We start from the raw sequence: 24,518 nt of genomic DNA, 5'->3' as shown, positions 1-24,518 counted from the left end.
AATGTTTTAGTGTATTATGAATCTCTATTTTTAGGATTTACACTTTGGAAGATTAATTTTAATTAGAATTTATTAGTATTACTCCACAGAGCGATAATTGAAAAAGCACTTAAAATGAAACCTATAATAATAAGGATTATTAAGGCAAAATATTTCGAATTGCCTTTTAAAACAAGCATTTTATAACCTTCTTCATCTTCTTCAAAAGATATAATTCCCTCATCATATTCGATTTCGCTTTTGTTAATCTGAGACAAAGATGAAATACTATAAATGCCGTAAAATAATAATAAAGTTCCCATCATGAGGTAACAAATTATGGATTTGTAAATCATAAAGACAGCAAAACTAAAGATGAAAATCATTTCGTAAACTTTTAAGGGCGTTTTAGGACTGGTTTTATTTTTATTGGATAGTTTTTCGATAGGAGCAAGAAACAAATAAAAAATCCAGCCCAACCAAGAGGTAAAAAACACGACTAATAACCACAAAAGCTTTTCACTTCGATTCGTTTTTCTCGAGAAAAGAACATTTAATGTAGGTAAGAACCATATAAATGCAAATATTCCAAAAAGTATCAATATACCTAAAATGTCCATTTTGTGCTTTTAGAATTAAGATTGTTAAATCATTTTTTTGATTATCCTGTGTTTCACAAAGATTGTTTTTTTCTCTTTATAAATGCAAAAAGCTACAAAATATTTTCTTGTAGCTTTTTTATATTTCTATTAATTGTTTTTTAAGTTTCTAAACCTTAAAAATATCAATTTTTCGCATCCAGAAAATACCTGACTCTAAAAACGAAAGTCTGGTTTTAACGATTTTGTCTGTTTTATCCCTCGGGTTTTTAGTAACAAATCTGGCTTTAGAATTATTAAAATCTAAAGTATATTTTTCATCAAAATCTTCTTTTTTATCTGAAGAAAAAGTAATCATATTGTCTTTTGCACTCCATTTTCCTTTTCCGTATTGATTGACTTCCGGTGGCGTTCCGCCCTGCATTTTCGAATACGAATGAAATACAAATGTTCCATCTTGATTTAATGTCAATTTATATTCGATTATATGTTTTCCTTCTTCAGAAAGAGAACGTGTATAATCGCCAACAAAATTGCTTGATTGTGCCGATAAAGTAAGGTTAAAAATTAAAAGCAAAGTGGTTATTAGTAATTTCATTGGTGTGGTTTTTATATCGTTTTAGAGTTAATTGTACACATGTTTGTCAATAGAAAAACGAAGTTATGAAAAATTATTGTTTCTTCAGAAAGGCATTTATGTCGAAATAAATTCATGTTATTAATTCACGAACAGAAATAAAAAGGCACCAATTTTTATAATGATTAGTTTTTGGTATTAAATAAAAAATAACAAGATAATTACTTCATAAAAAAAATGATTGAATGGTTAAAATAATTATATTCGTTCTTCTTAATTAATCATAACCAACTATAAATGAATATAAAACAAGCAAATACTATAAATGAAGTAATTCAGCTATTAGATGAAATAATAGAAAAATCAAAAGTAGAGCAAAGCGCTATAGGTTTGTTTGCTACCTTATATCGTGAAGTTACTGTAAGAGTAAAGGAAGGTATTCATGATGGTTCTTTTCAAAATGGTGAGAGAATGGAAAAACTAGATGTCATTTTTGCGAATAGATATTTAAAAGCCTATTATCAATATCAGGCAAAAGAAAAACCATCTGAATGTTGGGGATTTGCCTTTGAGCAAGCCGAAGACTTTTGGCCAATCGTTCTTCAACACTTATTACTGGGAATTAATGCACATGTAAACCTTGATTTAGGAATAGCTTCAGCCCAAGTTAGTACAATAGAAGATATTGGAGACTTAAAATCTGATTTTGACCAGATAAACGCTATTCTTAGCAATTTGGTAGGAGGCGTAGAAAAATGCTTAATCAAAATTTGGCCAACGCTCACGTGGGTACTAAAAGTTACCGGTAAAATAGACAACTTTTTTATTGATTTTAGCATGGAAACCGCAAGAAACGGTGCCTGGAAATTTGCCAACGAATTTGTAGCTGTTCCAGAAAATGAAAGAGAAGCCTGTACGCAGTTAAGAGATCAAAGAATAACAGAAATTGCCCGATTAGTTTCGAATCCGGGGTATTTTGTTAGTGCCGTTTTCAAATTTATTCGCTTATTCGAAAGAGGAACTGTCGCTCAAAAAATAATTGATATGCAGATAATCGAAGAAAAAAATATTGAATGTGCTGTTAGTTAACTTTACTCGTGGCGCTATGTGAAGTCTCCTGACTTCGCATAGCGATTGCAGATTTTAAGAAGAAATCGAGGAAATTATAAAACAAATTGCCCTTCTAATACTTTTACAGCTTCTCCCAAAATGAAAACTTTGTCATCTAAAAGTTCTGTACTCATCGTTCCTGTTCTTAACGAAGACTGATAAGCATTCAATTTTGTTTTGTTCAATTTTTCTACCCAATATTTAGTCAAAAAAGTTTGAACACCGCCCGTTACAGGATCTTCATTTGTACCTGACCAAGGCCAAAAATAGCGGTAATGAAAATCGAAAGTTTCGGTGTCTGAAACAGCAGTTACTAAAACACCATTTATTCCGGTATATGAATTTACCAAAGCTGTAAAATCAGGTTTTAAATTTGCCAGTTCGGTTGCGCTTTTAATCTCAATTAAAATGATATTATTTTTTGGACTGAATCTTTTATTTGAAATTTCAGAAATTCCAAGAGCGTTTATCATTTCCTGAGGCACTTCTGTTTCCAGGGTGTCGTAAACAGGAAATTGCATTTTGATTTTATTTCCTATTTTCTCAATAAGCAGCTCAACATTGTCACGGTTAATAAATTTTATATTTTGAAATGAAGTCGTATCAAAAACAATTTTTGATGAAGCCAATGTTGCATGTCCGCATAATGGAATTTCAGTTTTTGGCGAAAAAAAACGGATGCTGTAAACGTTGTCTGAAATTTGCTTTATAAAAGCAGTTTCAGAAAAGCCAATTTCTGTTGCAATACTTTGCATCGTTTTGCTGTCTAGTTCTGTGTTGGGTAAGCAAACTGCAGCCGGATTTCCTTTAAATTTTTCATTCGTAAACGAGTCTACAAAGTATGTTTTCATTTTTAATTTTTATATAAGTTTAAAACTGTATTATTTTAATCAAATTTAGAGAATTTACTTGTTTAAACTTATAATTATTTGTGTCATTTGGTTTGTTATTTATGTTTTAGGTATTACAGTTGCATACAACCGATTGTATACAATCACTTAAAAGTTATTTATTACTTCTAATTTCGTTTCCGTAAAAATCAGAATATAAAATCAGACTTAATTAAAATTCAATCATGGAAACACAGCATAAAGAACAAGCGATAAAGCTTTTAGAATTAATGAATAAGGCAAATTATTTCGAAAAACTAAAACCGGAGCATAATGTTGATCATTCGTTTAACGTAACACTAAAGGTTTCCGGTTATAACGAATTAAATTTAATGGTTTCAGATCTCTTAAAAGCAAGTATCGTTTTGCTGAATAAAGATGCACGAAGTCTGTCAAGCTTTACAGCCGATTCTGATATTAATATTATGACTTTTCTTGAAATTGCATTGCAACTTTTGCCAGCCGCAGAGATGGAGTTATTTGATGATATACATCAACTTTATTTGAAGTCTAATATAATGTAGAAATTATATAAAATTAAAAACCCCGCTAAATATTGCGGGGTTTCTTGTTATTTAAGTATAAACAGGTAAAATTATTTCAGAACGAGACAGGAATTTGAATATCATAACTTGCTGCATATAAAAGATTTTCGTTTTCTTTTTTGAACTCTTCAAATGCTTTTCTGTACCATTTTGAATCTGTAGAAATTCCTCCGTAATCTTCGACAACTTTAATATCATAAAATTCGCCATTCAACCAAGGTTCAATTCCTAAAATTCCAATACCAAGTTCTTCAATTCTGTTGATAATAATTTCAAAATCAGATTGAGAAAAATAATGTATTGATTCAGTATCAAAACCATTATTCATATTTTTGAGATTATAAAAAACATTTGTGTTCAAATAATCGTTTTTTGTTTTTACTGTCTCGTTAGTCTTCTTTTGATTGTAATTTTCAATGTCGCTTTTTGCTTTTATGCCATATTTTCTAGCATAAAATGCTCCAATCATAATAGCAATTAGAAATAATATTTGGTTAGTCATTTTTTGCTTTTTCAACTATCGACAGAGATTGCGTTCACGAGCGAGACGCTCGCGTTAGCGAGGGGATTAACGAACTAAATCTATTTTAATACAGAATAAATGTCTTGCTGTAAACACGTTTATTTTCGATATAAAGGTTCATTTCCCATTTTCCTTTAATTAATTCATATGGTTCATCTAGGCTATATGAAGAAGCAGACGGAATGTTTGTTGGTCTTTGGGTAGTATATTTTATACTTTTAAATTTTTCTCCTTTACTGTTTGTTACTTTTTCCGGATAAATCCATTCGATGTCGATTGCCAGATTAACAGTGTCTTTGGCTTTTACAATATATACGACTCCAAAATTTGCTTTTTTTACAGCTTTAATCGAATCGGTATTTTTAATTATAACAAAGTCTTTTAGCCAGCCATGAGTGCCTGTTGGAGTGTTGTTAACTTGTTCTGTCGTGCCATCTTCGACTTTTGCCAGCCCGTATTCAAGTTCTTTAAGTTCTAAAGTCCCGTAACTTTTAGATTTAATAGTAGCTTGCGAAAAAATAGTTTGTAAAACAAAGAACGAAAGCAAAGTGTAGATAATTTTCATTGGTATTGGGTTGGTTTTTGGTTAACAGATTTAATTTTTATAACTGCGAATTTAGAATATTAATTGGAATATTATGCTGTGCGAAGTCTCCGACTTCGTACCCGTTGCGATATTCCGTCTGGAAGAGTTTTATTTTCTTTATGGATTGTTGGAGTGGTTACGCGAAGTCGGAGACTTCGCACAGCGATTGCGGATTTTGAAGATTTAGACTTTGCAGAGCCGGGGTTCGGGACGTCAAATTTGGATGATAGAACCTAAACTGGGTTTATTTGCATAAAAGAGTATCAAAATCTACATGAAGTTGTGTTGTACCATCTTTGTCAACTGTAACCCATTTATAATTTTTTAAGACATAAGCATTTCCTCCATCAAGTTGAACCCATTCATCAATTCCTTTTGCAGCATTTTTTAAATCATCTTTTGGAAACATTCCAATAGGAGCAGCATAATTTCTATTTTGAACCAAAAATTTGCATTCATTTGAGTTTATACTTTCTTGTGCTTGTGCCTGAGAAATGAATTTTGATTTTGTAAGGGCAGGGAGTGTATTATTGACTTCAAGTGGAGACATTGAAGAGCAAGAAACAAGAAATAGAATCACTCCAATAAGATTTAGTTTGGTTAACTTATTCATTTTTAGATAGATTTATTATTACAAATATAAAACTTCCTGTAGATTTTTTTGTGAATTTTGTCTCATACTGAAAAAAGTTTACAAAAATGGTTTTCATTTAAGTTTAGAATATGTCTTTTTATAATATGGAAAAACCCAGAAGTCGTATCCATCAGGAGCGTATGTTGCGCAATCTTCTATTTTGCAAATCTGAAAAGAACGAATAACATTTTCATACGTAGTTTTTTTTCCAAATTTTAAATGAATGCCTTTGTTTGGATTTTCTTCTTTTTTTATTTTTTGAATTTCCAATTGAAAACGATTCAGAATACTGATATCATATTTTTCATTTCCATTAAGTTGTAAAGTAATGATCGATTTGGTTTTTACATATTCTTCTAAAGTGTATCCTAATTCTTTCTCAATGTCTTTATCTCTATAACTAATGTAAGTGGCTTTTTCTGCGAAAGTATCATTTCGTATCATCCATAAAAAACAGGCAGCAACAAAAATGATAAAGAATACTCCATAAATATAAAAGATTTTTGTTTTCATTTTGATTACTTTATGTGGGGCAGTTTTAGCTTATTACTTTATTTTTATCATTTCTCCGGCTAGGTATGAAGTCAGAGACTTCACATAGCGATCGAAGATTTTGTAGAAGGCATTAAAACTTTAAATCGGTATTTTTAGTAATAAAATCAATTGCTAATTTTACCTTTTCGGGTTTAGCTAATCTAAGAATCTTTTTTTTATTGCTCTTTCTTTCATCAACCATAAATATAGTAAAACTAGATATGGAATGATTTAATTCGGGTTCCCAATTATGAAATTCTTTAATATCGTATGAATAACCATAATTGGTTGAAAGCTTTCCTTGCATTATCGAAATCTGTTGAAATTCTGATGTTTCATTTAGCTTTTTTCGCAAGCAGAATCCAAACAAAAAAATAGCATTATAAAGTTTTTGATTTTCAATTAACAAACCTTTCTTGAAAAATAAAATTGCGATGAAAATAATATTCAAAATCAATAAAATTGTTTCAATTATATAGTAAGATTTAAAATCAACCGAATTTAGCATTCCAAGAAACACCATTCCAGTAATAAAAGTCAAAATAATTAAATTTTGAAACTGTCTAAAATCTAAACTTCTTTCTAAAATAATTTTCATATTTATTTATTACTCTTAGCGAACGCTCGCATTAACGGTGGTTAACCTTTTCTATTGGAATTAAGGCAAAATTATATTTATTACCAGAATCAATACTTGCGTTGAGTTTTTTTATATCTTCTAAGTTGTCTGTACTTCCAGTAATAACACCTTCTGGGGCGTTTTTTAGCAACAAAGTAGTTTCTTCCGTAAGTTCAATACGTTTAGTACTAATTGTTGTTGTGATAGCAGTATCCTTTACGAATGCGGTAGGAAAATGTTCTTCAATTTCTTTTATGAAAAGTCCCTGTATTTCTTCTGGAAAATAAGTTAAAAAATCTTTAGCATTAAGGGTGTTATTTTTAGTATCTAAAAATGCACGATCGATATTTTTTAAAACCGTATATCTGTCTCCATAAGCTATGTGTTTTAAAGTAAATTTTGACAATTGCTTATGTAATTTATTTGTTTGGAGTTGACTATTTCTTTCGGTTGAAAAACCTAGAAATGTGTGATAAAAATAGTATGCTAAATCTTCTTTAGATGGCGAAAAGGAATCGTCATAAACAAAAAATCTATAGTTAGTTACAGCTTTGCTTTTCTCATTATAATGAACTGTAAAGCCAATTTTATAAAGTGCCTTGTCTGAAGAAAGGAAAATATCTTTAATTAACTGTACATTCGTTCCTGCCATAGAAAAAGCATCTGATTTTTCAGCTTTGATTACAATTACACATTTTAAATTGGATACCATACATTCAATAACAACTAATAGACCATCAGGAATATTTGCATTTTTATGTGCAGTTGCAGCTTTATCAGCAATATCTTGTGAAGTTTTTAAAAAATCATCTTCATTAGAATTCCAAAGTGGCTTTTGAATTGTGAAAAAATTTGATGTATCAGCAACATCTGCAAGATGCAGTTCAAAAAATTTAGACTTGTGATTTAAGCAAGATCCGATTCTATCGTGTAGAGTTTTTAAACCTTCACTGCCCAATTTTGCAAACTCTGTGCAATCGTCAGCATACGGTTCAGTTACAGTTTTAGATTTTGCAAATATTTTGTGTATTGTTACTCGTTTGATTTCTAGATTTTCAAATTTCATTTTAGAGGATGTATTGATGTTTGGTCGATTTGAATTAGCGATTTTCCGTATTCCATTGATGACACTTTTTCTAAAATAGTGTCATTGATATGTTGTGTAATCATAAATATTAAATAAGCTAAATTTTGTTCAGGCTCAAGAGTTAACAAAATCCAGCTATATTTATCAAAATCAGTTATAAATTCCGGATAAAGAATAATTGATAGTTCATTATGTTTTTCCAGTTTTAATTTATCTATACAAACCACAATTCCGCGATTTAATATAACTGAAATGTTTGGTAATAATTTCCAATTGTTTGTATCTTCATAGATTTTCATAATTTCTGCCTCGTCGTATGTTTTATCAAAATCTATTGAGAATGTAAAACAAAAGAGAGGGTTTCTAAATGAATTGTTAGTCAGCGATTCGGAAACTTTTATGAAATTCGATCCAGTTGACATTACATCAGATGGAATCGAGTAACGTTTCAAGACTTCTCTGTTTCTTGTAATAGATTTTATTGCAGCATTTAACTTAGATTGTGACCAGGTTTTTTTTACCTCGCCACTTCCAAATATTGCTTCGAAAGGAAAGAATTCGGTTCCATCTAGTGATTTAATCAAACTTTTAGTATAGAAACTTTCTGCGAGCAAAATATCTTGCTGGTAACTAATATTTGTCGTTTTGTCTACTATGTAACCATGTGTGACCGAAACTCTTTCTGGAAGAAGCTCTTTTAAAAGTATACGTACAGAGCCTTCTACCTGTTCACCAGCCGAATCGATATTAGTATTGTCCAATAAGATATTGGAAATATCGCCTGCTAGTTGAAGTTGGCTGACATAAGTTTTATAAACCTTGTTGAGTTCAAAACGTACGTTAGGAATGCTTTTTCCCATATACAAGAAAGTTTATTATTCATTAATTTTGGTTCCATATCCTCGCAACTTGTCAGCGCAGATTTGCTATTACTTGTTACTAACTAAACAAGCTTGTTTGAGAAGATATTATATTTTTAATTGTTGCTGTTTTTGTAATAATTTCTTTTACAGTTTCGTGGATATTTTTGTTTGAGATAATTGTAATATCTTTTTGTTCGTTAATAAGCTCTCTATTTAAATCAAACATTGGATTATTTTCATCGAAATTTTGGTCATACATTACAGCACGAGGAATGTTATATTCTTTTGCATAACCCATTGCTAAACGCGCTCCACTATCAAGTTTTCGTCCAAGGATTTTCCATTTTTCAGCCGAATTCTGTGCATAACTCGCAGCCAAAACGATTGTATCGCAAAACAAAGCTTGTAACCGATCACGTTCCTTATAGCGACTGCTTAATTCCATTGGACTTTTAAAATCATTACCATACTCTGTTACAAGCAGCCCTCCTTCTTCTACAATTTGAAATGCCAAAGATTTATTTTTTGCGGGTAAAATATTATTTAGGGGACTTGGTAAGATTGCAACTGTATTTCCATTGGAATCTAATGCTTGTTGATGTGAAATACTATCGCAACCAAAAGCCAAACCACTTACTATTGTTGCACCATTTTTAACAAAATCAGCGACAATTTTTCTTTCTCTTTCTTCTATATCACCTTCCGGATTTAAAAGCCCAATTACAGATATATTTTTGTTTTCAATACTTAGTAAATCTATATTGCCTTTATAATAAAGAAAGACAGGCTTTTCACTATCTTTTACATTTCCTCTATATTGTGGAAAATTTGGATCTCCCACAGCCACAAAACCATCGCAACAATCTTTAAATTTTTCTATAAGTTTTGTTTTTAAATTTTTTCTTAGGCTTTCAAATTCTCCTGTATTAGTTGGTTCTCCTTTGATTGTTTTATTTAGTAAAGAAATGATTGTATCAATATTTTCATTTCCTTTAATGTTTTTTACAATCCAAGCATTGCCTATACCTTTGTAACTTTTTGCAGTTATAATATTTAGTGAGTTCTCTGTATAGTTCATTTCTATCTTTTTTAAATTTACAATTTGTTTCAGATTGTCTTTCCTAGAACGTATAAAGTTACAGAATTTGCACCATTATCAAATAGTGCCTGAATCGCATCTTCATCAATGTTAACAGATTTAGTATAAATATCATCAATTAACAAAATATCTTTTCCTCTTACATTATTCGAAATATTACAAGTTCTCTTAGTAATTCCTATATCAATTGAATTATAATTTTTGGTTAAATGAGTAGTAGGTGTGTCTATAAGTCTAGTAATATAATTTGTTCCATCGTGAAATTTATTAAAATTATTTAATGCAAATTTTTTTATTGTATTAATAAATAATAGTTGTGTTTGATTATAGTTATTATTACATTTTGATCTTGGTACTACACAAATTGTATATTTAACTGTTGATTTTTCAGCAATAATAGGTAGATCTTCCTCTAAAGCTTCGTATAATTTTTTTTGAGCGCCTGTTAATGTATATCCAAACTCTTTTCTTAGATCAGTAAAAGTACCACTATCATTTTTTAATGTGTTTATATATCCAACTTTAGTGTCATTCCAATTTCGATGATAACCGTGGTAGAAGGCATTTATATCATTTTTTAAATATTCATTTTGTTGTATTTCAAGTACTTCCATATTCAATAAATAATTTAAATTTTGATTATATTTAATTCATTAATTCCTGCTTTTAATGCGTCATCAATTTCTAATTGTTCATTCTCAAAAACAATAATTGATTCTGTTGAAATTTTTAAATGATTAATAGCGTTTGTGTATTTATTTATTCTATTCTCATAGTCAATTTTTTCTCGATAAAAGATATAACTGAATGTTTTATTTAGAGCGTGATAATTTAAAGTTATTAATGCTCGATCTTCACGACAATTTGTAACTAAAACAGTTTTATTTGTCTTTGCGTATCTGTAAAGAATGTTTACAGTTTTTGGAATTAGTTTAGTTTGAGGTAAAAAATCTAAATAATAATTTTCCTTCTCTTGAATTATTTTTTGATATTCAGTTTCGCTTAAATTAGGAACCGAATTTTTAAGATCACTGCGGTTGAAGCGTTTATCAGTATTGTAAATTAAGGTAGAATCTATTTTTGTTACGGATTCTATCGCTTTCTTGTAAGAAAGAAAGTTGGCAAAATTTGTATCAATTAATGTCCCGTCCATATCAAAGAATAAAACTTTGTTAGCTGTAATTATTGGTATGTTTTGATTTGTTTCAATTATTTGCTCCATTTTCCGTTTATTCTTTTTGATTTGAGTAATTGCAAATAATTGTTTTTTTTATAAAAACAAACATCGTCTTTAATTCAAACTAATCACCAAGTAAAAACCCCTGATTTTATTTAAAATGATTTTTTATAAAAGTAGATTCTTTTGCTTCACTGATTTTACGGAAAACCATAAATAACTAATAAATTCAGGTTATAACAATTTTGTTATATAACAAAATTGTTATAAATTTATATATTCTCCTAACATTTATTTTAATGTAAAAATTCAGACGAATATGAATACAAAAAAAAGGGTAATTTCGGTTATTATTGAAAAAACTGGTACAGGTTTTTCAGCTTATGCAAAAGAAATTGATGGATTAGCTACAGTAGGAAATAGCATATCTGAAATAAAAACAAATTTTAATGAAGTCCTTCAATATCACGTAGAATATCTACAAGAACAAGGAGAAAAGGTGAAAATTGCCGATTTTGATATTAGTTATCAAATAGATCTGGAGCAGGTTTTTGATTATTTTAGTGTAATCAATAAGTCGGCTTTTGCTGAACATTATGCAGAAATGAATCAAAGTTTATTCCGCCAATACACAAAAGGATTAGCTACTTTATCGAGTGACAAAATGTTACAGATTTCTAAGGGATTACACAAATTGGCAGATGAATTAAGTGATCTGACTTTGGTTTAAATCATTTAATAATTTATAACAGGAAACCTTAATCTTTCTTGTGAAACCAAAACCCCTAGCCCTGATAGAAGCGGCATCCTTTTTAGGTAAACGAAAATTTCTTAATTCAAACGAAAATTTTCTGCCTAAAAAGATATAGCTGATAGCAGGAAACAGCTCCTAAAAACCATCATAATTTCACTAAAAATTCTAGCTAAAAAACTCAAAACTTTAATGATAGAATTTTCAACAAAAATTTTGTAATTTTGCAGTCCAATAAAAGGAATTAGAAAATGTTAGATAGACTTCAAATAGTAAAACAACGTTTTGACGAGATTTCGGACTTAATTATCCAGCCGGATGTTATTTCTGATCAGAAACGTTATGTGCAATTGAATCAAGAGTACAAAAACCTAAAAGCATTGGCTGAAAAGCGTGATGAATATGTGCTTTTGATGGCTAATATAGATGAGGCAAACGAAATTATTGCTGACGGAAGTGATGCAGATATGACCGAAATGGCCAAAATGCAACTAGACGAAGCAAAAGAAAGATTGCCGGAACTTGAGGAAGAAATCAAATTTATGTTGATTCCTAAAGATCCTGAAGATGCTAAAAACGTAATGGTTGAGATTCGCGCCGGAACGGGTGGGGATGAAGCTAGTATTTTTGCCGGAGATTTATTTAGAATGTATACTAAATATTGTGAAAATCAAGGTTGGAGAACTTCGGTTGTTGATATGAACGAAGGAACTTCAGGTGGTTTCAAAGAGGTTATTTTTGAAGTTTCGGGAGAAGATGTTTATGGAACCTTGAAGTTTGAAGCTGGTGTTCACCGTGTACAACGTGTTCCTCAAACTGAAACGCAAGGTCGTGTGCATACATCTGCAGCTACTGTTATGGTTTTACCGGAAGCAGAAGAATTTGATGTTCAAATTGATATGAACGATGTTCGTGTTGATTTCTTCTGTTCGTCCGGACCTGGAGGACAATCGGTAAATACAACGAAATCTGCGGTACGTTTAACGCACATTCCAACCGGATTGGTGGCGCAATGTCAGGATCAGAAATCACAACATAAAAATAAAGATAAAGCATTGAACGTTTTACGTTCTCGTTTATACGAACAAGAATTGGCGAAGAAAGAGGCTGAAGATGCTACAAAACGTACTTCTCAGGTTAGTTCTGGTGACCGTTCGGCTAAAATTCGTACGTATAACTACGCTCAAGGTCGTGTAACAGATCACAGAGTTGGTTTAACGCTTTACGATTTAGGAAATATCATGAATGGTGATATTCAGAAAATTGTTGCCGAGCTTCAATTGGTAAACAATATGGAGAAATTGAAAGAAGCTTCGGAGGTATTTTAATCTAAGATACTAAGGTTCTGAGGTGCTGAGATTCTAAGGTTTTATTTAGGTTCAGAGGCGCATAGGTTCAAAGGTACAGAGGTTTTTTGTAGAGGCGTAAAATACTGCGTTTTAATCTGGAGATTTAATTATATAAAAATATCCTGTTTCACAATTAGTGAAACAGGATATTTTTTTGCATAAAGATCATCACACAATCTAAATAAAACATAGCCAGCGGTTTCAACCGCTGGAACGCAACGCATTGTCGCAATTTTTGCATAAGATTCATTACACAATCTAAATAAAACATAGCCAACGGTTTCAACCGATGGAACGCAATGCATTATCACGACTTTTTTGCATAAGATTCATTACAACAATCTAAATAAAACATAGCCAGCCGTTTCAACCGTTGGAGCGCAACGCAATGTCGCAATGCATTATCACAATACATTTTCATGATTCGTATCCCACGGTTTAAACCGTGGGCTATGTTTAAATATGATGTACCTAAATAGGTTTTAATGTTTTGTGCGGATTGTTTTTTTTAGCATCTTAGTTTCGATTCCGAAAATTCGGGACCGGATAATTACCCAAAGTCTTAAAAATGAAAAAGAGAGTATTTCACATTCGTGAAACACTCTCTTTTTTGGTTTGAGATTAAGCTTTGTTTTTAGACTGCAAGAAATAAACCTTAGCATCTTAGTAACTTAGCACCTCAGAACCTTATTTATAGTGAAGGATATTAACTGTTTAACCGTTTGTTTATAAAACGTATAAAGCAAGTTAGATACCTAAAAATACTCTCGAAAATTCGAAACATTTATATAGATTCGAGTAAACGTATACACCGTTTTTTAATACTATTTCGCTTAACTTTTCCATAATACATATATTTTAGTTTGACATTTACTCTCTTGATGGTTCTTGTTGTGATGATTCCTCATGTGAGGCACCATGTGGTTTCGAAACTAATGTAGTTACGGCAAGTTGTAATATAGATCCCAGAATGTTTTTAAAAACCGAATCTGTGTTTCCTACTACTAACTTTTTTGCCAGATAACCAATTCCGATACTAATTGCTGATTGTGCGAGATCACTTTTAAATCCGACAGTTTCGTTGATTTCTTCAACAGTGTTTCGAATTAAATTAAGAGGTTTTAAATTCTCTTTAATCTCAGTAATTTCATCTTTAATCGCAATCCATTCCAGGTCTTGTTGTGCCTTTGTCTCTCGAATTAGCTGATTTAATCTATCTACATCAAAAACATTTTCTTTAACAGTCGTTCCCATACCAGTTTAGTTTAGAGTTTTATCAGATTCGTTTAAATCAGTTTTAGTTTCCTTTAAAATGCTGGAAATAATCATATTTCCGATAGGAGTTTTAATAAGTGAATGTTGAAATGTATTGAGAACAATGGCAACAATCAGATAAAATAACGCCAGTATAAAAAAACCGTAATAATATTCACCAAGTTCTTTTCCAATCCATAAACTGATTCCAATATTAAGAAACAAGGTAAAAAATGCAACAACAGCGCCAATGGCTATTTTAGATGTTAATGTAGAAAGAACATCTGCTGAGGCAGAAACCGTTCTGAGTTTGACTAATTCAAGGCTCGTTCTGGTATAATTTTCAGCTTTTTCAAAAATGTTTTCATTGTTTGTTGTTGCATTTGTTTCCATGATAAAGGTATTTATGGTTTAAAAATATCACTTTTTAATAGTTCGTTTTTACAGTTTTTGCTTCATCTTTAATAGTATTGAAGTCTTCTTTAGCCTGGTTGAATTTAGCTTTTCCTTCTTCGATAATTTCTTTACCGTTTGAAGTAATAGTGCTTAAAATTCCGTCAACTTTGCTTTTCAAGTTATCTCCGTAATCTTTTGATTTATCTGAGATTTTTTTTCTTGTATTTGAACCTTTATCCGGTGCGAATAAAACTCCTAAAAATGCTCCCGCAGCTGCGGCTCCTAAAATTCCTAAAATTGTGCTACTAGTTTTCATAATATTTGATTTAAATGATTAATATAAAATTGTTTTAATTTTTAATTTTTTAAATTTCTCGACCTTTAATAAGTCTGAATAGGATTGCTATAACAGCAATAACTAATAAAATATGTATAATGCTTCCGGCGCTGTAAACAAAGAACCCAAGGGCCCAAAGAATAACCAGAATAACTGCGATTGTGTATAATAAATTTGACATGGTTTTTATTATTAGGGTTAATAATTAATTATTTTTTAGTTCAGTTTATATGATAAGTATAAAGTAAGGTTGCTGTTTTTTGCATCACCCAATGTGTTATAAGTGTTTCCTAGTGGATCAGTTCTGTCTTTACCAACTTTTGTAAGACCGTAGTTGTAACGTAATCCTATGCTTATTGGGCTAAAATCTACACCAACACCAGCAGCAATACCGGCATCGAATTTGTTAAGATCGTCTGTATCTACATCTTCATCAAATTCAAAGTCTCCGCTTCCTGTAACTTTAGAACTTACCAGGTAAGATGCATAACCACCGGCCTGAAGATTAAAGTTTTTCGTAAGATTTACTCTTACCAATAATGGAACTTCGATATAGTTTAATTTAAATTTTGCATTTCCTGTTGCAAAGGCATTGTTATATTCTAATTCAGAACCTTTTGTAGTAAACAAAATCTCTGGTTGAATAGCGACAAAATCAGATATTGGTAATGTGGCATATAAACCTGCATTAAAACCGTATAAAATATTTTCGTCGTCAGCTTCGTCATCGTATAAGTTAGACATGTTGAAACCTCCTTTTACACCGAATTCGGTAGTAACATTGTCATTCTGAGCATGTAAAGCTCCAAAAGTTGCTGTCATAAAAAAGGCTAAGGCGCATAAAAATTTTGATTGAATTTTCATAATTTTGATAATTTTAGTGTTAATAATGGCTCTAAGGGCATTTAATTAATTTGTTGTTTAATTTGTTCAGTTTCTCTCAAAAACTGATACAGTTTTGGCAAATAGCGCAATACTAATTTTAAAATCACCTCGTCGTTTGTTCTCTTATAAACAGATTCAAATGTTTCAATTTGTTTGTTTAGTGAGTCTTTCAGCAAACTCAAATAAACGTTATTAAAACTGGCATCATTTGAATCAATCAATTTGTATAAATCCAGTTTGTTGGCATTATTATTTATATCAGTAACAATTATCAGCTTTTTGTTTGCGATTGCTGTTACTTCGTGTAACAATTCAGTTTGATGATTTTCAATTTTCTTACTTATTTGCTTTATAATACTGTCTGAAGTTTTTTGCTGAGCAATAAGACTTTTCGAAATAATGGAGTTAGTTAATGTTGCCGTCGCAATAAAAAAATAAGCTTCCATTTGTTCTTTGTCATCCACATTAAAAGTTTGGTTTTTTAAGTTGTTTTCTATCGGATTATTTTTTTTGCAGGATGAAGTGCAAAGGATGATCAATAAAAAAAAAACTCTTAAAATTGGTGCTCTTAATAGCGGCATTGTTCTCATTAATTACTTGTTAAAGTATTACATTACAAAGATGCTAACGATTGGAAGAAATTTCTTTACAGCATAAAAAAGAAACGTTATATAATTCCCATAATGGATTTATATAACGTTTAATAGGTAGTTTTTTTGAGATTTTATTCAGGAAGAAAAACAGTAAAAACTGAGCCTTCATTAGGCTTGCTGTCGGCTATAATGTTGCCTTTGTGGTTTTCTACAATTTTTTTGCAAATGGCAAGACCAATTCCCGTGCCCGGATAATCTGTTTTAGAATGCAGGCGTTGAAATAATACAAATATGTTTTCTTTAAACTGAGGATCAAAACCCATTCCGTTATCAGTAAATGACATCTTGTAGAATTTTTTAATATTCTGATCTAATAAATCCGGATATTCTGTCGAATGAATTTTTTCACATTCAATCGAAATTTCGGGAACAATATTTTGTCGATTGTATTTTAAAGAATTTCCAATGAGATTTATAAAAAGCTGTTCTATTTGATATGGAATAACTTCAAGCTTTGGCAGTTTTGAAGTTATAATAATTGCTTTTTTTTCATCAATGATTTCTGTTAATTCAGATTTTGCATTTTCAAACAACTCATTCAAATTCGATTTTATGAATTCTTTTTTAGTTGTATTTGTTCTTGAAAATAAAAGTAAATCATCAATTAAAACACGCATTCTTTTTGCCGAAACTTCAATTTTGGTAATATAATCTTTGGCGCTGTCAGATAAAACAGCTTTATCAGCATCAGAAACCCTTGAAATAAATGTTTGAATTTTTCGAAGCGGTTCCTGCAAATCGTGACTTGCAACATGATTGAAAGAAGCCAGCTCTTTATTGCTTTTTTCAAGTTCTCTATTACGTTCCTGAAGTTCTATATTTAATAAATGTTCGTCAGTAATATCAAAATTGATTCCCAGCAGAATTTTACTTCCTTGTTGGTCTGTTAATAATTTACCAGTCGATTTAAAATATCTGATTTCTTGACTTGGAAGTGCAATCTTATAATAAATAAAAGGTAAATGTTTTTTTTCGATGATGTTTTCCATCGATTTAGAAATGGCTTCTTTATCATCTGGATGAACAAAATCTAAAAAAGATTCTTTATCAGGAACAAAAGCACGTGGTTTATAACCCAGCAAACGATATTGGTTGTCTGAATAATCAATTTTATTGGTATCCAAATCCCATTGCCAGGTACTGAATTTACCAATAACTTCAGATTCTGCCATTAATCGGGAAGAAATTAAAAGTCTTTTGTTGAATATTTTAAGACGCTGAATGTCTTTGCTAATTTGTCTGTAAGCAAGAAGAATAAAAAATAAAGCGGCTAAAAATAAAGAAATAGAGAAAAGTGGGCTTAAAGAGATTTCCTGATCGTAGATTTTTAATCTCTTTTGAAGGTATTTTTTTTCAATGTCATTCATTTCATCGACCTGAAAACGAATATTTTCCATTAAAATTCGCCCCCCAAACATATGATTGTCAAGTTTCCTTTTATCATATGTTTTAGGGTTGCTGTATTTAAAGCAGTTTTCGAAAGAAGTAAAACGCTGCGTAATTAATTTGAATAATTTCTGAAGGTTTTGTTGTTGCTTCGGATTATCTGCGGTAAGCTTTTTTAAAGTAATAAATGAAGTATTTACCTTGTCGCGAGAATAAATATAAGGAGTTAAAAAACGGCTGTTGTGTGTAATTATATAACCACGCTGACCTGTCTCTGCATCCTTTATTGCCGACATTAGTCGTTCTAATTGAATGTTTATTTCATAAGTATGCATTACCAATTTACTGGATTCGTTTAAATCCTGATTGTGTTTGTATGCAATAGAAGAAAGAAATAACAGAATGAAAACTGCGATTACAAAAATAACTCTCAGCGAGTTTGAAGAATTAAACCTTGGTATCCATTTCATTATAAATCATTATTTTAAGCGCAGCAAGAAATTATCACGGTTTAGACCTGATGTATGATAGTGCCAATTTAAAGTAACGACTTCATTAATAATTTTCTTCAAGGTATTAAAATCACTTGGTTTTTTGATATAGATATTTGCACCTTCAATAAAAGTGTCCTCAATATCTTCTTCAGATGATGAAGTAGAATAGATCGCGATAATGATATTTTTAAGATGCTCTGTTTTTTTGATTTCAATCAAACATTCTTTACCCGTTTTTTTCGGCATGTTCAAATCCAGGAATAAAATATCCGGTAATTTGACATCAGGAGTCAGTAAATGTTCCATGAGTTGAAGACCGTCATGAACAAATGTAACTTTAGTTTGAACTCTCACTTCTTCAAAGGCATCTTTAAAAAATAAGCGGTCATCTTCATCGTCATCGGCGAGTAAAATGTGTAATGCGTTTTTTTGCATTGAATTTTAAGGTATTTGGTTTTTATCTTATTTTAAATTTTCTCTTCTTTTTTTAATAATTCTCTGAAAAGCCGATGGCGTAATTCCCGTTGTGTTTTTAAACTGTGTACTCAAATGCGCAACACTCGAATAATTAAGTAAAAACGCAATTTCGGTCAAACTCATTTCATTGACAAGCATCAATTGTTTGGCTCTTTCTATTTTTTGCAAGATGATGAAATTTTCAATAGAAGAGTAGGTTACTTCCGAAAAAACATTGGATAAATAACCGTAACTATGATTTAATTTCTCAGCTAAAAATACGGAACTTTTAAAATTATTATTGTCATCCATATAAACCAGTTCGATAATAGCATCTTTGATTTTTTGTACCAAAACGCTTTTTTGGTTTTCTACAACCTCAAAACCAAACGGGTTCAGATTATTTTTTAAAGTTTCCAGCGCTTCAACACTCAGATTTTCATCTAGTTCAATTTCGCCAAAACCCAATGTGGAAAAATTCAAGTTCTGTTCTTCTAATTTTTCTTTCAAAAAAAGAGAACAAATTGTGTTGATGTCAAACTTTATAAATAGTTTCATAGGATTAAAAATAGGGTTAAAGATAATTAATTTTTTTTTGGTTATGGTGGTGATTCTATTAAATTAAAATTTTATTGATAAGAAAACATTGCATGACTAAATCAAAAAATACCGTCTAAGTTTAAAATTTTAGACGGTATCTTGATTGGGTCAAAAAGGATTACAAATCCGATAACAATTGATGAAATTCTTCTTTAGTCTTACCTAATTTTTGTTGAAGTTTTCCGTACATTTCGTCTTCTCTTCCTTCAGCATACATTAGATCATCATCTGTTAGATCAGCGTATTTTTGTTTTAATTTCCCTTTTAACTCATTCCAATTTCCTTTTATCTCTGTAGTATTCATGATCGATTTATTTAGTAATTAATAGTATTGTAAAGTTGCGAATTAATCCTTTCTGGTCTGTTATATCAATTTTTCGGATTGTTGTATAATTCACATTTTAAACTTTTATACCTGATAACGGCGTAAAATCCAGGCCATTTTTTCGTGCTGTTGCAATAAGCCCGTAACAAAATCAGCAGAACCAATATCGTTGGCTTCCGTTTCAAAAACCGGAATATATTCTCTAAACTCCGTTACCAATTGTTCGTGATTTTCTAAAAGTTCCTCCAGCATATGTTTTTGCGATGCATATTCTTTTGGAGATTCTTTTAGCGTAGAGTTGTCAATAAACTCCTTCATGGTACCAATTGTTTTTTCGCCCAATTGGCTAATGCGTTCTGCAACCTCATCAATATTGTTTTCTAAAACCCTGTATTGATCTTCAAATAATTTATGTAATTCCATAAAACTGTTTCCTGAAATATTCCAGTGAAACTTTCTCGTTTTTACATATAAGGTCATTTCGTTAGATAAAATCGTGGCTAATATAGTGGCGCTTTTCTTTAAGTTTTTTGGTGTAATTCCAATATTTGGGCTCATAATTCTTGTTATTTTAGGGTTTATTACAAATTTAAAGAAGCAATAAACTTTAAATCTTACATAATTTATTGATGATGTTACATCAATTCAATGTTTGATCAAATTCGTAAACCAATAATATTATTTGTAATTTTGCCGCACTAGCAAAATACAATATGACAACACAACAACTACACGAACAAATTCTTCAAAAAAAATCATTTTTATGCGTAGGCCTGGATCCTGATTTAACTAAAATTCCATCCCATTTATTAGAAACCGAAGATCCTATTTTTGAATTCAATAAAGCTATTATTGATGCGACTCAGGATCTTACAGTTGCTTATAAACCCAATACGGCTTTTTATGAAGCGTATGGTTTAAAAGGTTGGATTTCGTTGCAAAAAACAATCAATTATATCAATGAAAAGTTTCCTCAAATTTTTACTATTGCCGATGCAAAACGTGGCGATATCGGAAATACTTCAACGATGTATGCAAAAGCTTTTTTAGAAGATTTAAATTTTGATAGTGTAACCGTTGCACCTTATATGGGAAAAGATTCTGTAGAACCTTTTCTAGCCTTCGAGAATAAACACACCATTTTATTAGGTTTAACATCGAATGAAGGCGCTTTTGATTTTCAAACCTTAACAACAAACGGAACAGAATTATACAAACAAGTTTTGGAAACTTCTAAAAGCTGGAAAAACAGCCATAATTTAATGTACGTTGTAGGCGCAACCAAAGCGGAGTATTTCGCAGATATCAGAAAAATTGTTCCCGATAGTTTTTTATTAGTTCCAGGAATTGGCGCTCAAGGCGGAAGTTTATCTGAAGTTTGCCAATACGGATTAAATGATAAAGTTGGATTATTGGTAAATTCAGCAAGAGCGATTATCTACGCTTCAAAAGGAACTGACTTTGCAGAAAAAGCCAGGGAAGAGGCTTTATCAGTTCAAAAAGAAATGGAAAGTATTTTAAGTTTAAAGTTTCAGGTTTAAGATTTCAGGTTGCTTTACTTTGAACTTAGTTTTACCACAGAGTTGCACAAAGTTTTTTTTAAATATTAGATCTGTTTATCTCTGTGAAAAAACTTTGTGCAACTCTGTGGTAGAAAAACACAATCCAATAATCTGAAACCTAAAACAAAGAAAACCTGAAACAAAAATTTAATGAAACAAATCAAAGACCAATTAGGCACTTTACATTCTTTTGAGACGGCTCCAAAACGTATTATTTCATTAGTTCCTTCTCAAACGGAATTGTTATGTGATTTAGGTTTAGAAGATAAAATAATTGGTATCACCAAGTTTTGTGTACATCCGTATTATTTAAAATCTACCAGGAAGATTGTTGGCGGAACGAAGAAAATTCATTTTGAAAAAATAAAATTATTACAACCCGATATTATCATTTGTAATAAAGAAGAAAACACCGAAGAAATTGTAAATCAATTAAGTGAAATTTGCCCGGTTTGGGTTACCAATATCGTTTCTATTGAAGATAATTTTCAGATGATTTCAGATTTTGGACAATTATTCAATTGCAGGACCGAAGCTCAAAAATGGAATGACAAATTAACTTTTGCCCTGAGCGATTTCAAAAAATATATTCAGGATATATCCATAAAAAAAGCAGCTTATTTTATTTGGAAGAATCCTTATATGGTTGCCGGAAATGACACTTATATTAATGAGTTATTAAAGCTAAACCACTTTGAGAATATCTATTCAGAAAAAGGCCGTTATCCTGAAATCGAGCTTAAAAAAATGCGTTTAGAAGGCGATCCTGATTTGGTTTTTCTTTCTTCAGAACCGTATCCTTTTAAAGAAGAAGATGCTTTTGAAATTGGACGTTTTACGCATCACGCCAAAACAATTTTCGTCGATGGCGAAATGTTCTCTTGGCACGGCAGCCGATTATTAAAAGCTTTCACTTATTTTAAATTGCTTCACGAAAGATTAAAAAATTAATTAAACGAACTTCTGAATTCTAAAGGCGAAACATTGGTTTTGCTTTTAAATAGCTTATTAAAAGACTGCGGATATTCAAATCCTAATTGAAAAGCAGTTTCGCTCACACTTAACGATGTTGTTGTAAGCAGTTCTTTTGCTTTTTCTATAATTTTATTGTGAATATGATGCTGTGTACTTTGTCCTGTCAGTGAACGCAGCATATCACTCAAATAATTAGGTGAAACATTCAATTCATCAGAAAGATAAGCTACCGTTGGTAAACCAAATTTTTGCACTTTGTCTCCTTCAAAATAATCAGATAAAAGATTTTCCAGATTAGTTAAAAGCGTATTATTAGCACTTTTTCTGGTAATGAATTGACGGTTGTAAAAACGGTTGCAATAATTAAGAAGCAATTCGATATGCGAAATCATTACATCCTGACTAAAAGCATCAATTGAAGAACAATATTCCTGCTCAATATTTTTCATAATTCCTGTAATCATCGTTTGTTCCTTTTCAGAAAGATGCAAAGCCTCATTTACAGAATAAGAGAAATAACCGTATTCTTTAATTTTTTTAGCCAAAGTATAATTTTGAATAAAGTCAGGATGAACAACAAGCATAGCGCCATAAACGGCAGTATCAACACTAACTTCAGTTGAAATTACCTGACCAGGCGACATAAAAGTCATTACGCCTTCATCAAAATCATAAAAATTTTGTCCGTATTTCATTTTTCCGGTAAACCCTTTTTTGATGCAAACGGTATAGAAAGAGTAGATTACGCTTTTTAAATTATCATCAAAATGACAACTTATTTTACTTAAATCCACAAAACTGACCAACGGATGCTCCGGTTTTGGAATTTTAAGCAAAGAATGTAATTCTGAAATAGATTGAATTGTATATGGAATATGAACTTCTTTTTTCATAACAAATATTTAAAGAAATAGATAAAAAGGAAAAGCTATCGTAAAGATAACTTTTCCTGAGTATTAATCATTTGTATTCTCATTACTTTCAACACACTCTGGATGATAATTGCTGTCAGGCTGAGCGAAGTCGAAGTCTTTATTGATCGATGCCAGCCATATTAGCTTCGTCGTATCGTGCACCTGTTTGTGTACCAAGCGGAATAATTTTTTCCAGTCGGTTCATTTCATTCTGAGTTAAAACCATTTGTGCAGCGGCAATGTTTTGTTCTACATATTTTACACGTTTTGTTCCCGGAATTGCTAAAATGTTTTTTGAAGCAATCCATGCAAGTGCCAACTGAGATGCGGTAATTTGTTTTTCTTCTGCGAGTTTTTTGATTTCGTTTACTAATTCGATATTCTTTTGGAATTGTTCTCCTTGAAAACGAGGAATCGATCTTCTAAAATCATTTTCAGCAAAGTCATCAGCAGTTTTAATATCTCCGGAAATAAAACCTCTGCCAAGTGGTGAATAGGCTACAAAACCAATTTCTAATTCGTTTAAAGTATCTAAAATGCCGGATTCTTCAACAGTTCTTTCGAATAAAGAATATTCTGTTTGAACGGCAGTTAGAGGATGAATTTTATGTGCCTTGCGAATCGTTTCAGATGAAACTTCAGATAATCCTATATAGCCAACTTTTCCTTCTTTAACTAAATCTGCCATAGCTTGTACCGTTTCTTCAATTGGCGTATTAGGATCTAAGCGATGTAAATAATATAAGTCGATAAAATCAGTTCCTAAGTTTTTTAAAGAACGTTCTACAGCTTTTTTTACATATTCTTTTTTACCATTAAATTGCCATGTAAGCTGTTCGCTGTCATCAATTTCGTAACCAAATTTAGTTGCAATAGTATACGCATTACGATTGCCTTTTATAGCTTTGGCAATTAATCTCTCGTTATGTAATGGTCCGTATAAATCTGCTGTGTCAAGAAAATTCCCTCCTAATTCAAGAGAACGATGAATAGTAGCGATTGCTTCTTTTTCATCGGCTTTGCCATAAATATCCATTCCGGCAATCTGTGTCATTCCCATGCATCCTAAACCAATATTAGGAACAATAAGTCCTTGATTTCCTAATTTAAATTTTTGTATCGTACTCATAAGTGCTATGTGATTTTTTAGATTAAAATTGATATAGCAAAGATCTGCCGTTTTTACTTTTATAAAGTATCTAAATCTCGTGTAGTTGTATCCAAAATGAGGATGATTTTGTTTCAGGTTTTCTTTGTTTCAGGTTTTAAGTTGTAGGAATGTTATTTATCCGCAAAGAGCGCGAAGGTTTTTTGTATGTGAAGTTTTATAAAAACAAAGTTCGTAAAGCTTTGTGTATA

At 31.0% G+C, this 24,518-nt stretch carries 33 protein-coding genes and 1 pseudogene; 6 read left to right on the top strand and 28 right to left on the bottom strand.

What is annotated here, in order from left to right:
• Positions 1 to 62: 62 nt before the first annotated feature.
• From GKZ86_RS25450 to GKZ86_RS10770, 3 genes and pseudogenes are all read right to left on the bottom strand, one after another.
• Positions 63 to 365, bottom strand: a complete 303-nt coding sequence (locus tag GKZ86_RS25450) for a hypothetical protein (protein WP_228526554.1) — start codon at positions 363 to 365, stop codon at positions 63 to 65.
• A gap of 78 nt (positions 366 to 443) precedes the next feature.
• Positions 444 to 599: pseudogene (locus GKZ86_RS25615) on the bottom strand (PLDc N-terminal domain-containing protein); the annotation flags it as partial.
• A gap of 148 nt (positions 600 to 747) precedes the next feature.
• On the bottom strand, positions 748 to 1,176 hold the full coding sequence (locus GKZ86_RS10770; protein WP_154783113.1) for a copper resistance protein NlpE N-terminal domain-containing protein: 429 nt from the start codon (positions 1,174 to 1,176) through the stop codon (positions 748 to 750).
• Positions 1,177 to 1,452: 276 nt separating this feature from the next.
• Here GKZ86_RS10770 and GKZ86_RS10765 point away from each other — a divergent pair, with 276 nt between their 5' ends.
• The gene (locus GKZ86_RS10765; protein ID WP_154783112.1) at positions 1,453 to 2,244 is read left to right on the top strand and encodes a DUF5995 family protein; all 792 of its coding nucleotides are present in this window, start codon (positions 1,453 to 1,455) and stop codon (positions 2,242 to 2,244) included.
• Between the two features lie 74 nt (positions 2,245 to 2,318).
• Here GKZ86_RS10765 and GKZ86_RS10760 read toward each other — a convergent pair whose 3' ends face one another.
• Positions 2,319 to 3,116, bottom strand: a complete 798-nt coding sequence (locus GKZ86_RS10760; RefSeq protein ID WP_154783111.1) for a PhzF family phenazine biosynthesis protein — start codon at positions 3,114 to 3,116, stop codon at positions 2,319 to 2,321.
• A 224-nt stretch (positions 3,117 to 3,340) separates the two neighbouring features.
• Between GKZ86_RS10760 and GKZ86_RS10755 the strand changes: the two genes are divergently transcribed.
• The gene (locus GKZ86_RS10755) at positions 3,341 to 3,679 is read left to right on the top strand and encodes a hypothetical protein (protein ID WP_154783110.1); all 339 of its coding nucleotides are present in this window, start codon (positions 3,341 to 3,343) and stop codon (positions 3,677 to 3,679) included.
• A 76-nt stretch (positions 3,680 to 3,755) separates the two neighbouring features.
• On the opposite strand, the gene GKZ86_RS10750 is transcribed toward GKZ86_RS10755, so the two are convergent.
• From GKZ86_RS10750 to GKZ86_RS10705, 10 genes are all read right to left on the bottom strand, one after another.
• Positions 3,756 to 4,202: a hypothetical protein gene (locus GKZ86_RS10750; RefSeq protein ID WP_154783109.1), complete on the bottom strand. Its 447-nt coding sequence runs from the start codon at positions 4,200 to 4,202 to the stop codon at positions 3,756 to 3,758.
• An 85-nt stretch (positions 4,203 to 4,287) separates the two neighbouring features.
• The gene (locus GKZ86_RS10745; RefSeq protein ID WP_154783108.1) at positions 4,288 to 4,788 is read right to left on the bottom strand and encodes a DUF3859 domain-containing protein; all 501 of its coding nucleotides are present in this window, start codon (positions 4,786 to 4,788) and stop codon (positions 4,288 to 4,290) included.
• 265 nt (positions 4,789 to 5,053) lie between these two features.
• Complete coding sequence (locus tag GKZ86_RS10740) at positions 5,054 to 5,422, bottom strand: hypothetical protein (protein ID WP_154783107.1); 369 nt, start codon at positions 5,420 to 5,422, stop codon at positions 5,054 to 5,056.
• A 93-nt stretch (positions 5,423 to 5,515) separates the two neighbouring features.
• On the bottom strand, positions 5,516 to 5,956 hold the full coding sequence (locus GKZ86_RS10735; RefSeq protein WP_154783106.1) for a hypothetical protein: 441 nt from the start codon (positions 5,954 to 5,956) through the stop codon (positions 5,516 to 5,518).
• 112 nt (positions 5,957 to 6,068) lie between these two features.
• Complete coding sequence (locus tag GKZ86_RS10730) at positions 6,069 to 6,575, bottom strand: hypothetical protein (RefSeq protein ID WP_154783105.1); 507 nt, start codon at positions 6,573 to 6,575, stop codon at positions 6,069 to 6,071.
• 31 nt (positions 6,576 to 6,606) lie between these two features.
• Complete coding sequence (locus GKZ86_RS10725) at positions 6,607 to 7,662, bottom strand: nucleoid-associated protein (protein WP_154783104.1); 1,056 nt, start codon at positions 7,660 to 7,662, stop codon at positions 6,607 to 6,609.
• The gene (locus GKZ86_RS10720; protein ID WP_154783103.1) at positions 7,659 to 8,543 is read right to left on the bottom strand and encodes a DUF6602 domain-containing protein; all 885 of its coding nucleotides are present in this window, start codon (positions 8,541 to 8,543) and stop codon (positions 7,659 to 7,661) included. The genes GKZ86_RS10725 and GKZ86_RS10720 overlap by 4 nt, the downstream gene beginning before the upstream one ends.
• 79 nt (positions 8,544 to 8,622) lie before the next feature.
• Complete coding sequence (locus GKZ86_RS10715) at positions 8,623 to 9,624, bottom strand: DNA-processing protein DprA (RefSeq protein ID WP_154783102.1); 1,002 nt, start codon at positions 9,622 to 9,624, stop codon at positions 8,623 to 8,625.
• Between the two features lie 29 nt (positions 9,625 to 9,653).
• A complete protein-coding gene (locus tag GKZ86_RS10710) occupies positions 9,654 to 10,259 on the bottom strand; it encodes an amidophosphoribosyltransferase (protein ID WP_154783101.1) in 606 nt (201 codons plus the stop codon).
• A gap of 14 nt (positions 10,260 to 10,273) precedes the next feature.
• Complete coding sequence (locus tag GKZ86_RS10705; protein WP_154783100.1) at positions 10,274 to 10,867, bottom strand: HAD family hydrolase; 594 nt, start codon at positions 10,865 to 10,867, stop codon at positions 10,274 to 10,276.
• Between the two features lie 274 nt (positions 10,868 to 11,141).
• Between GKZ86_RS10705 and GKZ86_RS10700 the strand changes: the two genes are divergently transcribed.
• Entirely contained in the window at positions 11,142 to 11,552 is a 411-nt protein-coding gene (locus GKZ86_RS10700) for a type II toxin-antitoxin system HicB family antitoxin (RefSeq protein ID WP_154783099.1), read from the top strand.
• A gap of 272 nt (positions 11,553 to 11,824) precedes the next feature.
• Positions 11,825 to 12,901, top strand: coding sequence for a peptide chain release factor 1 (gene prfA, locus GKZ86_RS10695; RefSeq protein WP_026981929.1), 1,077 nt, complete (start codon positions 11,825 to 11,827; stop codon positions 12,899 to 12,901).
• 128 nt (positions 12,902 to 13,029) lie between these two features.
• Here prfA and GKZ86_RS10690 read toward each other — a convergent pair whose 3' ends face one another.
• The 12 genes from GKZ86_RS10690 to GKZ86_RS10635 all read right to left on the bottom strand — a co-directional run bounded on the left by GKZ86_RS10690 (position 13,030) and on the right by GKZ86_RS10635 (position 20,266).
• A complete protein-coding gene (locus tag GKZ86_RS10690; protein ID WP_154783098.1) occupies positions 13,030 to 13,227 on the bottom strand; it encodes a hypothetical protein in 198 nt (65 codons plus the stop codon).
• Positions 13,228 to 13,792: 565 nt separating this feature from the next.
• Positions 13,793 to 14,176 carry a hypothetical protein gene (locus GKZ86_RS10685; protein WP_154783097.1) on the bottom strand — a complete coding sequence of 128 codons (384 nt, stop codon included), beginning with the start codon at positions 14,174 to 14,176 and terminating at the stop codon, positions 13,793 to 13,795.
• A 6-nt stretch (positions 14,177 to 14,182) separates the two neighbouring features.
• Entirely contained in the window at positions 14,183 to 14,569 is a 387-nt protein-coding gene (locus GKZ86_RS10680) for a hypothetical protein (protein WP_154783096.1), read from the bottom strand.
• 34 nt (positions 14,570 to 14,603) lie between these two features.
• Positions 14,604 to 14,888: a YtxH domain-containing protein gene (locus tag GKZ86_RS10675; RefSeq protein WP_154783095.1), complete on the bottom strand. Its 285-nt coding sequence runs from the start codon at positions 14,886 to 14,888 to the stop codon at positions 14,604 to 14,606.
• A 49-nt stretch (positions 14,889 to 14,937) separates the two neighbouring features.
• The gene (locus GKZ86_RS10670) at positions 14,938 to 15,090 is read right to left on the bottom strand and encodes a lmo0937 family membrane protein (protein ID WP_117590293.1); all 153 of its coding nucleotides are present in this window, start codon (positions 15,088 to 15,090) and stop codon (positions 14,938 to 14,940) included.
• Between the two features lie 35 nt (positions 15,091 to 15,125).
• Positions 15,126 to 15,773, bottom strand: a complete 648-nt coding sequence (locus GKZ86_RS10665; protein ID WP_154783094.1) for a porin family protein — start codon at positions 15,771 to 15,773, stop codon at positions 15,126 to 15,128.
• Positions 15,774 to 15,814: 41 nt separating this feature from the next.
• Positions 15,815 to 16,258, bottom strand: a complete 444-nt coding sequence (locus tag GKZ86_RS10660; protein WP_370456755.1) for a DUF4142 domain-containing protein — start codon at positions 16,256 to 16,258, stop codon at positions 15,815 to 15,817.
• A gap of 260 nt (positions 16,259 to 16,518) precedes the next feature.
• Positions 16,519 to 18,303, bottom strand: coding sequence for a CHASE3 domain-containing protein (locus GKZ86_RS10655; protein ID WP_154783092.1), 1,785 nt, complete (start codon positions 18,301 to 18,303; stop codon positions 16,519 to 16,521).
• A gap of 9 nt (positions 18,304 to 18,312) precedes the next feature.
• A complete protein-coding gene (locus GKZ86_RS10650; RefSeq protein ID WP_059118491.1) occupies positions 18,313 to 18,762 on the bottom strand; it encodes a response regulator in 450 nt (149 codons plus the stop codon).
• A gap of 27 nt (positions 18,763 to 18,789) precedes the next feature.
• Positions 18,790 to 19,341 carry an AraC family transcriptional regulator gene (locus GKZ86_RS10645; protein WP_154783091.1) on the bottom strand — a complete coding sequence of 184 codons (552 nt, stop codon included), beginning with the start codon at positions 19,339 to 19,341 and terminating at the stop codon, positions 18,790 to 18,792.
• 160 nt (positions 19,342 to 19,501) lie between these two features.
• Positions 19,502 to 19,687 carry a CsbD family protein gene (locus GKZ86_RS10640; protein ID WP_154783090.1) on the bottom strand — a complete coding sequence of 62 codons (186 nt, stop codon included), beginning with the start codon at positions 19,685 to 19,687 and terminating at the stop codon, positions 19,502 to 19,504.
• A gap of 105 nt (positions 19,688 to 19,792) precedes the next feature.
• Positions 19,793 to 20,266, bottom strand: coding sequence for a Dps family protein (locus tag GKZ86_RS10635; RefSeq protein ID WP_154783089.1), 474 nt, complete (start codon positions 20,264 to 20,266; stop codon positions 19,793 to 19,795).
• A gap of 155 nt (positions 20,267 to 20,421) precedes the next feature.
• Between GKZ86_RS10635 and pyrF the strand changes: the two genes are divergently transcribed.
• Positions 20,422 to 21,249, top strand: a complete 828-nt coding sequence (gene pyrF / locus GKZ86_RS10630; protein WP_154783088.1) for an orotidine-5'-phosphate decarboxylase — start codon at positions 20,422 to 20,424, stop codon at positions 21,247 to 21,249.
• 171 nt (positions 21,250 to 21,420) lie between these two features.
• Positions 21,421 to 22,221: an ABC transporter substrate-binding protein gene (locus GKZ86_RS10625; protein WP_154783087.1), complete on the top strand. Its 801-nt coding sequence runs from the start codon at positions 21,421 to 21,423 to the stop codon at positions 22,219 to 22,221.
• Here GKZ86_RS10625 and GKZ86_RS10620 read toward each other — a convergent pair.
• Complete coding sequence (locus GKZ86_RS10620; RefSeq protein WP_154783086.1) at positions 22,218 to 23,138, bottom strand: AraC family transcriptional regulator; 921 nt, start codon at positions 23,136 to 23,138, stop codon at positions 22,218 to 22,220. The two genes, GKZ86_RS10625 and GKZ86_RS10620, sit on opposite strands and share 4 nt — an antisense overlap.
• 139 nt (positions 23,139 to 23,277) lie before the next feature.
• Positions 23,278 to 24,288 carry an aldo/keto reductase gene (locus GKZ86_RS10615; RefSeq protein ID WP_154783085.1) on the bottom strand — a complete coding sequence of 337 codons (1,011 nt, stop codon included), beginning with the start codon at positions 24,286 to 24,288 and terminating at the stop codon, positions 23,278 to 23,280.
• Positions 24,289 to 24,518: the final 230 nt, after the last annotated feature.

It is taken from the genome of Flavobacterium sp. LC2016-13, assembly GCF_009707955.1.
In the GTDB taxonomy this organism is placed as follows: Bacteria; Bacteroidota; Bacteroidia; order Flavobacteriales; family Flavobacteriaceae; genus Flavobacterium.
This window is presented reverse-complemented; position numbering and strand designations above follow the sequence as displayed.

What these genes read in the sequence shown, in the direction of transcription:
- GKZ86_RS10750 (WP_154783109.1), bottom strand. Translation starts at nt 4,202, where the DNA reads ATGACTAACCAAATATTATTTCTAATTGCTATTATGATTGGAGCATTT.
- GKZ86_RS10650 (WP_059118491.1), bottom strand. Translation starts at nt 18,762, where the DNA reads ATGCAAAAAAACGCATTACACATTTTACTCGCCGATGACGATGAAGAT.
- GKZ86_RS10655 (WP_154783092.1), bottom strand. Translation starts at nt 18,303, where the DNA reads ATGAAATGGATACCAAGGTTTAATTCTTCAAACTCGCTGAGAGTTATT.
- GKZ86_RS10770 (WP_154783113.1), bottom strand. Translation starts at nt 1,176, where the DNA reads ATGAAATTACTAATAACCACTTTGCTTTTAATTTTTAACCTTACTTTA.
- GKZ86_RS10675 (WP_154783095.1), bottom strand. Translation starts at nt 14,888, where the DNA reads ATGAAAACTAGTAGCACAATTTTAGGAATTTTAGGAGCCGCAGCTGCG.
- GKZ86_RS10715 (WP_154783102.1), bottom strand. Translation starts at nt 9,624, where the DNA reads ATGAACTATACAGAGAACTCACTAAATATTATAACTGCAAAAAGTTAC.
- GKZ86_RS10685 (WP_154783097.1), bottom strand. Translation starts at nt 14,176, where the DNA reads ATGGGAACGACTGTTAAAGAAAATGTTTTTGATGTAGATAGATTAAAT.
- GKZ86_RS10760 (WP_154783111.1), bottom strand. Translation starts at nt 3,116, where the DNA reads ATGAAAACATACTTTGTAGACTCGTTTACGAATGAAAAATTTAAAGGA.
- GKZ86_RS10645 (WP_154783091.1), bottom strand. Translation starts at nt 19,341, where the DNA reads ATGAAACTATTTATAAAGTTTGACATCAACACAATTTGTTCTCTTTTT.
- GKZ86_RS10705 (WP_154783100.1), bottom strand. Translation starts at nt 10,867, where the DNA reads ATGGAGCAAATAATTGAAACAAATCAAAACATACCAATAATTACAGCT.
- GKZ86_RS10735 (WP_154783106.1), bottom strand. Translation starts at nt 5,956, where the DNA reads ATGAAAACAAAAATCTTTTATATTTATGGAGTATTCTTTATCATTTTT.
- GKZ86_RS10640 (WP_154783090.1), bottom strand. Translation starts at nt 19,687, where the DNA reads ATGAATACTACAGAGATAAAAGGAAATTGGAATGAGTTAAAAGGGAAA.
- GKZ86_RS10620 (WP_154783086.1), bottom strand. Translation starts at nt 23,138, where the DNA reads ATGAAAAAAGAAGTTCATATTCCATATACAATTCAATCTATTTCAGAA.
- GKZ86_RS10665 (WP_154783094.1), bottom strand. Translation starts at nt 15,773, where the DNA reads ATGAAAATTCAATCAAAATTTTTATGCGCCTTAGCCTTTTTTATGACA.
- GKZ86_RS10720 (WP_154783103.1), bottom strand. Translation starts at nt 8,543, where the DNA reads ATGGGAAAAAGCATTCCTAACGTACGTTTTGAACTCAACAAGGTTTAT.
- prfA (WP_026981929.1), top strand. Translation starts at nt 11,825, where the DNA reads ATGTTAGATAGACTTCAAATAGTAAAACAACGTTTTGACGAGATTTCG.
- GKZ86_RS25450 (WP_228526554.1), bottom strand. Translation starts at nt 365, where the DNA reads ATGATTTTCATCTTTAGTTTTGCTGTCTTTATGATTTACAAATCCATA.
- GKZ86_RS10625 (WP_154783087.1), top strand. Translation starts at nt 21,421, where the DNA reads ATGAAACAAATCAAAGACCAATTAGGCACTTTACATTCTTTTGAGACG.
- GKZ86_RS10765 (WP_154783112.1), top strand. Translation starts at nt 1,453, where the DNA reads ATGAATATAAAACAAGCAAATACTATAAATGAAGTAATTCAGCTATTA.
- GKZ86_RS10615 (WP_154783085.1), bottom strand. Translation starts at nt 24,288, where the DNA reads ATGAGTACGATACAAAAATTTAAATTAGGAAATCAAGGACTTATTGTT.
- GKZ86_RS10635 (WP_154783089.1), bottom strand. Translation starts at nt 20,266, where the DNA reads ATGAGCCCAAATATTGGAATTACACCAAAAAACTTAAAGAAAAGCGCC.
- GKZ86_RS10680 (WP_154783096.1), bottom strand. Translation starts at nt 14,569, where the DNA reads ATGGAAACAAATGCAACAACAAACAATGAAAACATTTTTGAAAAAGCT.
- GKZ86_RS10670 (WP_117590293.1), bottom strand. Translation starts at nt 15,090, where the DNA reads ATGTCAAATTTATTATACACAATCGCAGTTATTCTGGTTATTCTTTGG.
- GKZ86_RS10700 (WP_154783099.1), top strand. Translation starts at nt 11,142, where the DNA reads ATGAATACAAAAAAAAGGGTAATTTCGGTTATTATTGAAAAAACTGGT.
- GKZ86_RS10725 (WP_154783104.1), bottom strand. Translation starts at nt 7,662, where the DNA reads ATGAAATTTGAAAATCTAGAAATCAAACGAGTAACAATACACAAAATA.
- GKZ86_RS10690 (WP_154783098.1), bottom strand. Translation starts at nt 13,227, where the DNA reads ATGCATTGCGTTCCATCGGTTGAAACCGTTGGCTATGTTTTATTTAGA.
- GKZ86_RS10745 (WP_154783108.1), bottom strand. Translation starts at nt 4,788, where the DNA reads ATGAAAATTATCTACACTTTGCTTTCGTTCTTTGTTTTACAAACTATT.
- GKZ86_RS10730 (WP_154783105.1), bottom strand. Translation starts at nt 6,575, where the DNA reads ATGAAAATTATTTTAGAAAGAAGTTTAGATTTTAGACAGTTTCAAAAT.
- GKZ86_RS10755 (WP_154783110.1), top strand. Translation starts at nt 3,341, where the DNA reads ATGGAAACACAGCATAAAGAACAAGCGATAAAGCTTTTAGAATTAATG.
- GKZ86_RS10740 (WP_154783107.1), bottom strand. Translation starts at nt 5,422, where the DNA reads ATGAATAAGTTAACCAAACTAAATCTTATTGGAGTGATTCTATTTCTT.
- GKZ86_RS10710 (WP_154783101.1), bottom strand. Translation starts at nt 10,259, where the DNA reads ATGGAAGTACTTGAAATACAACAAAATGAATATTTAAAAAATGATATA.
- pyrF (WP_154783088.1), top strand. Translation starts at nt 20,422, where the DNA reads ATGACAACACAACAACTACACGAACAAATTCTTCAAAAAAAATCATTT.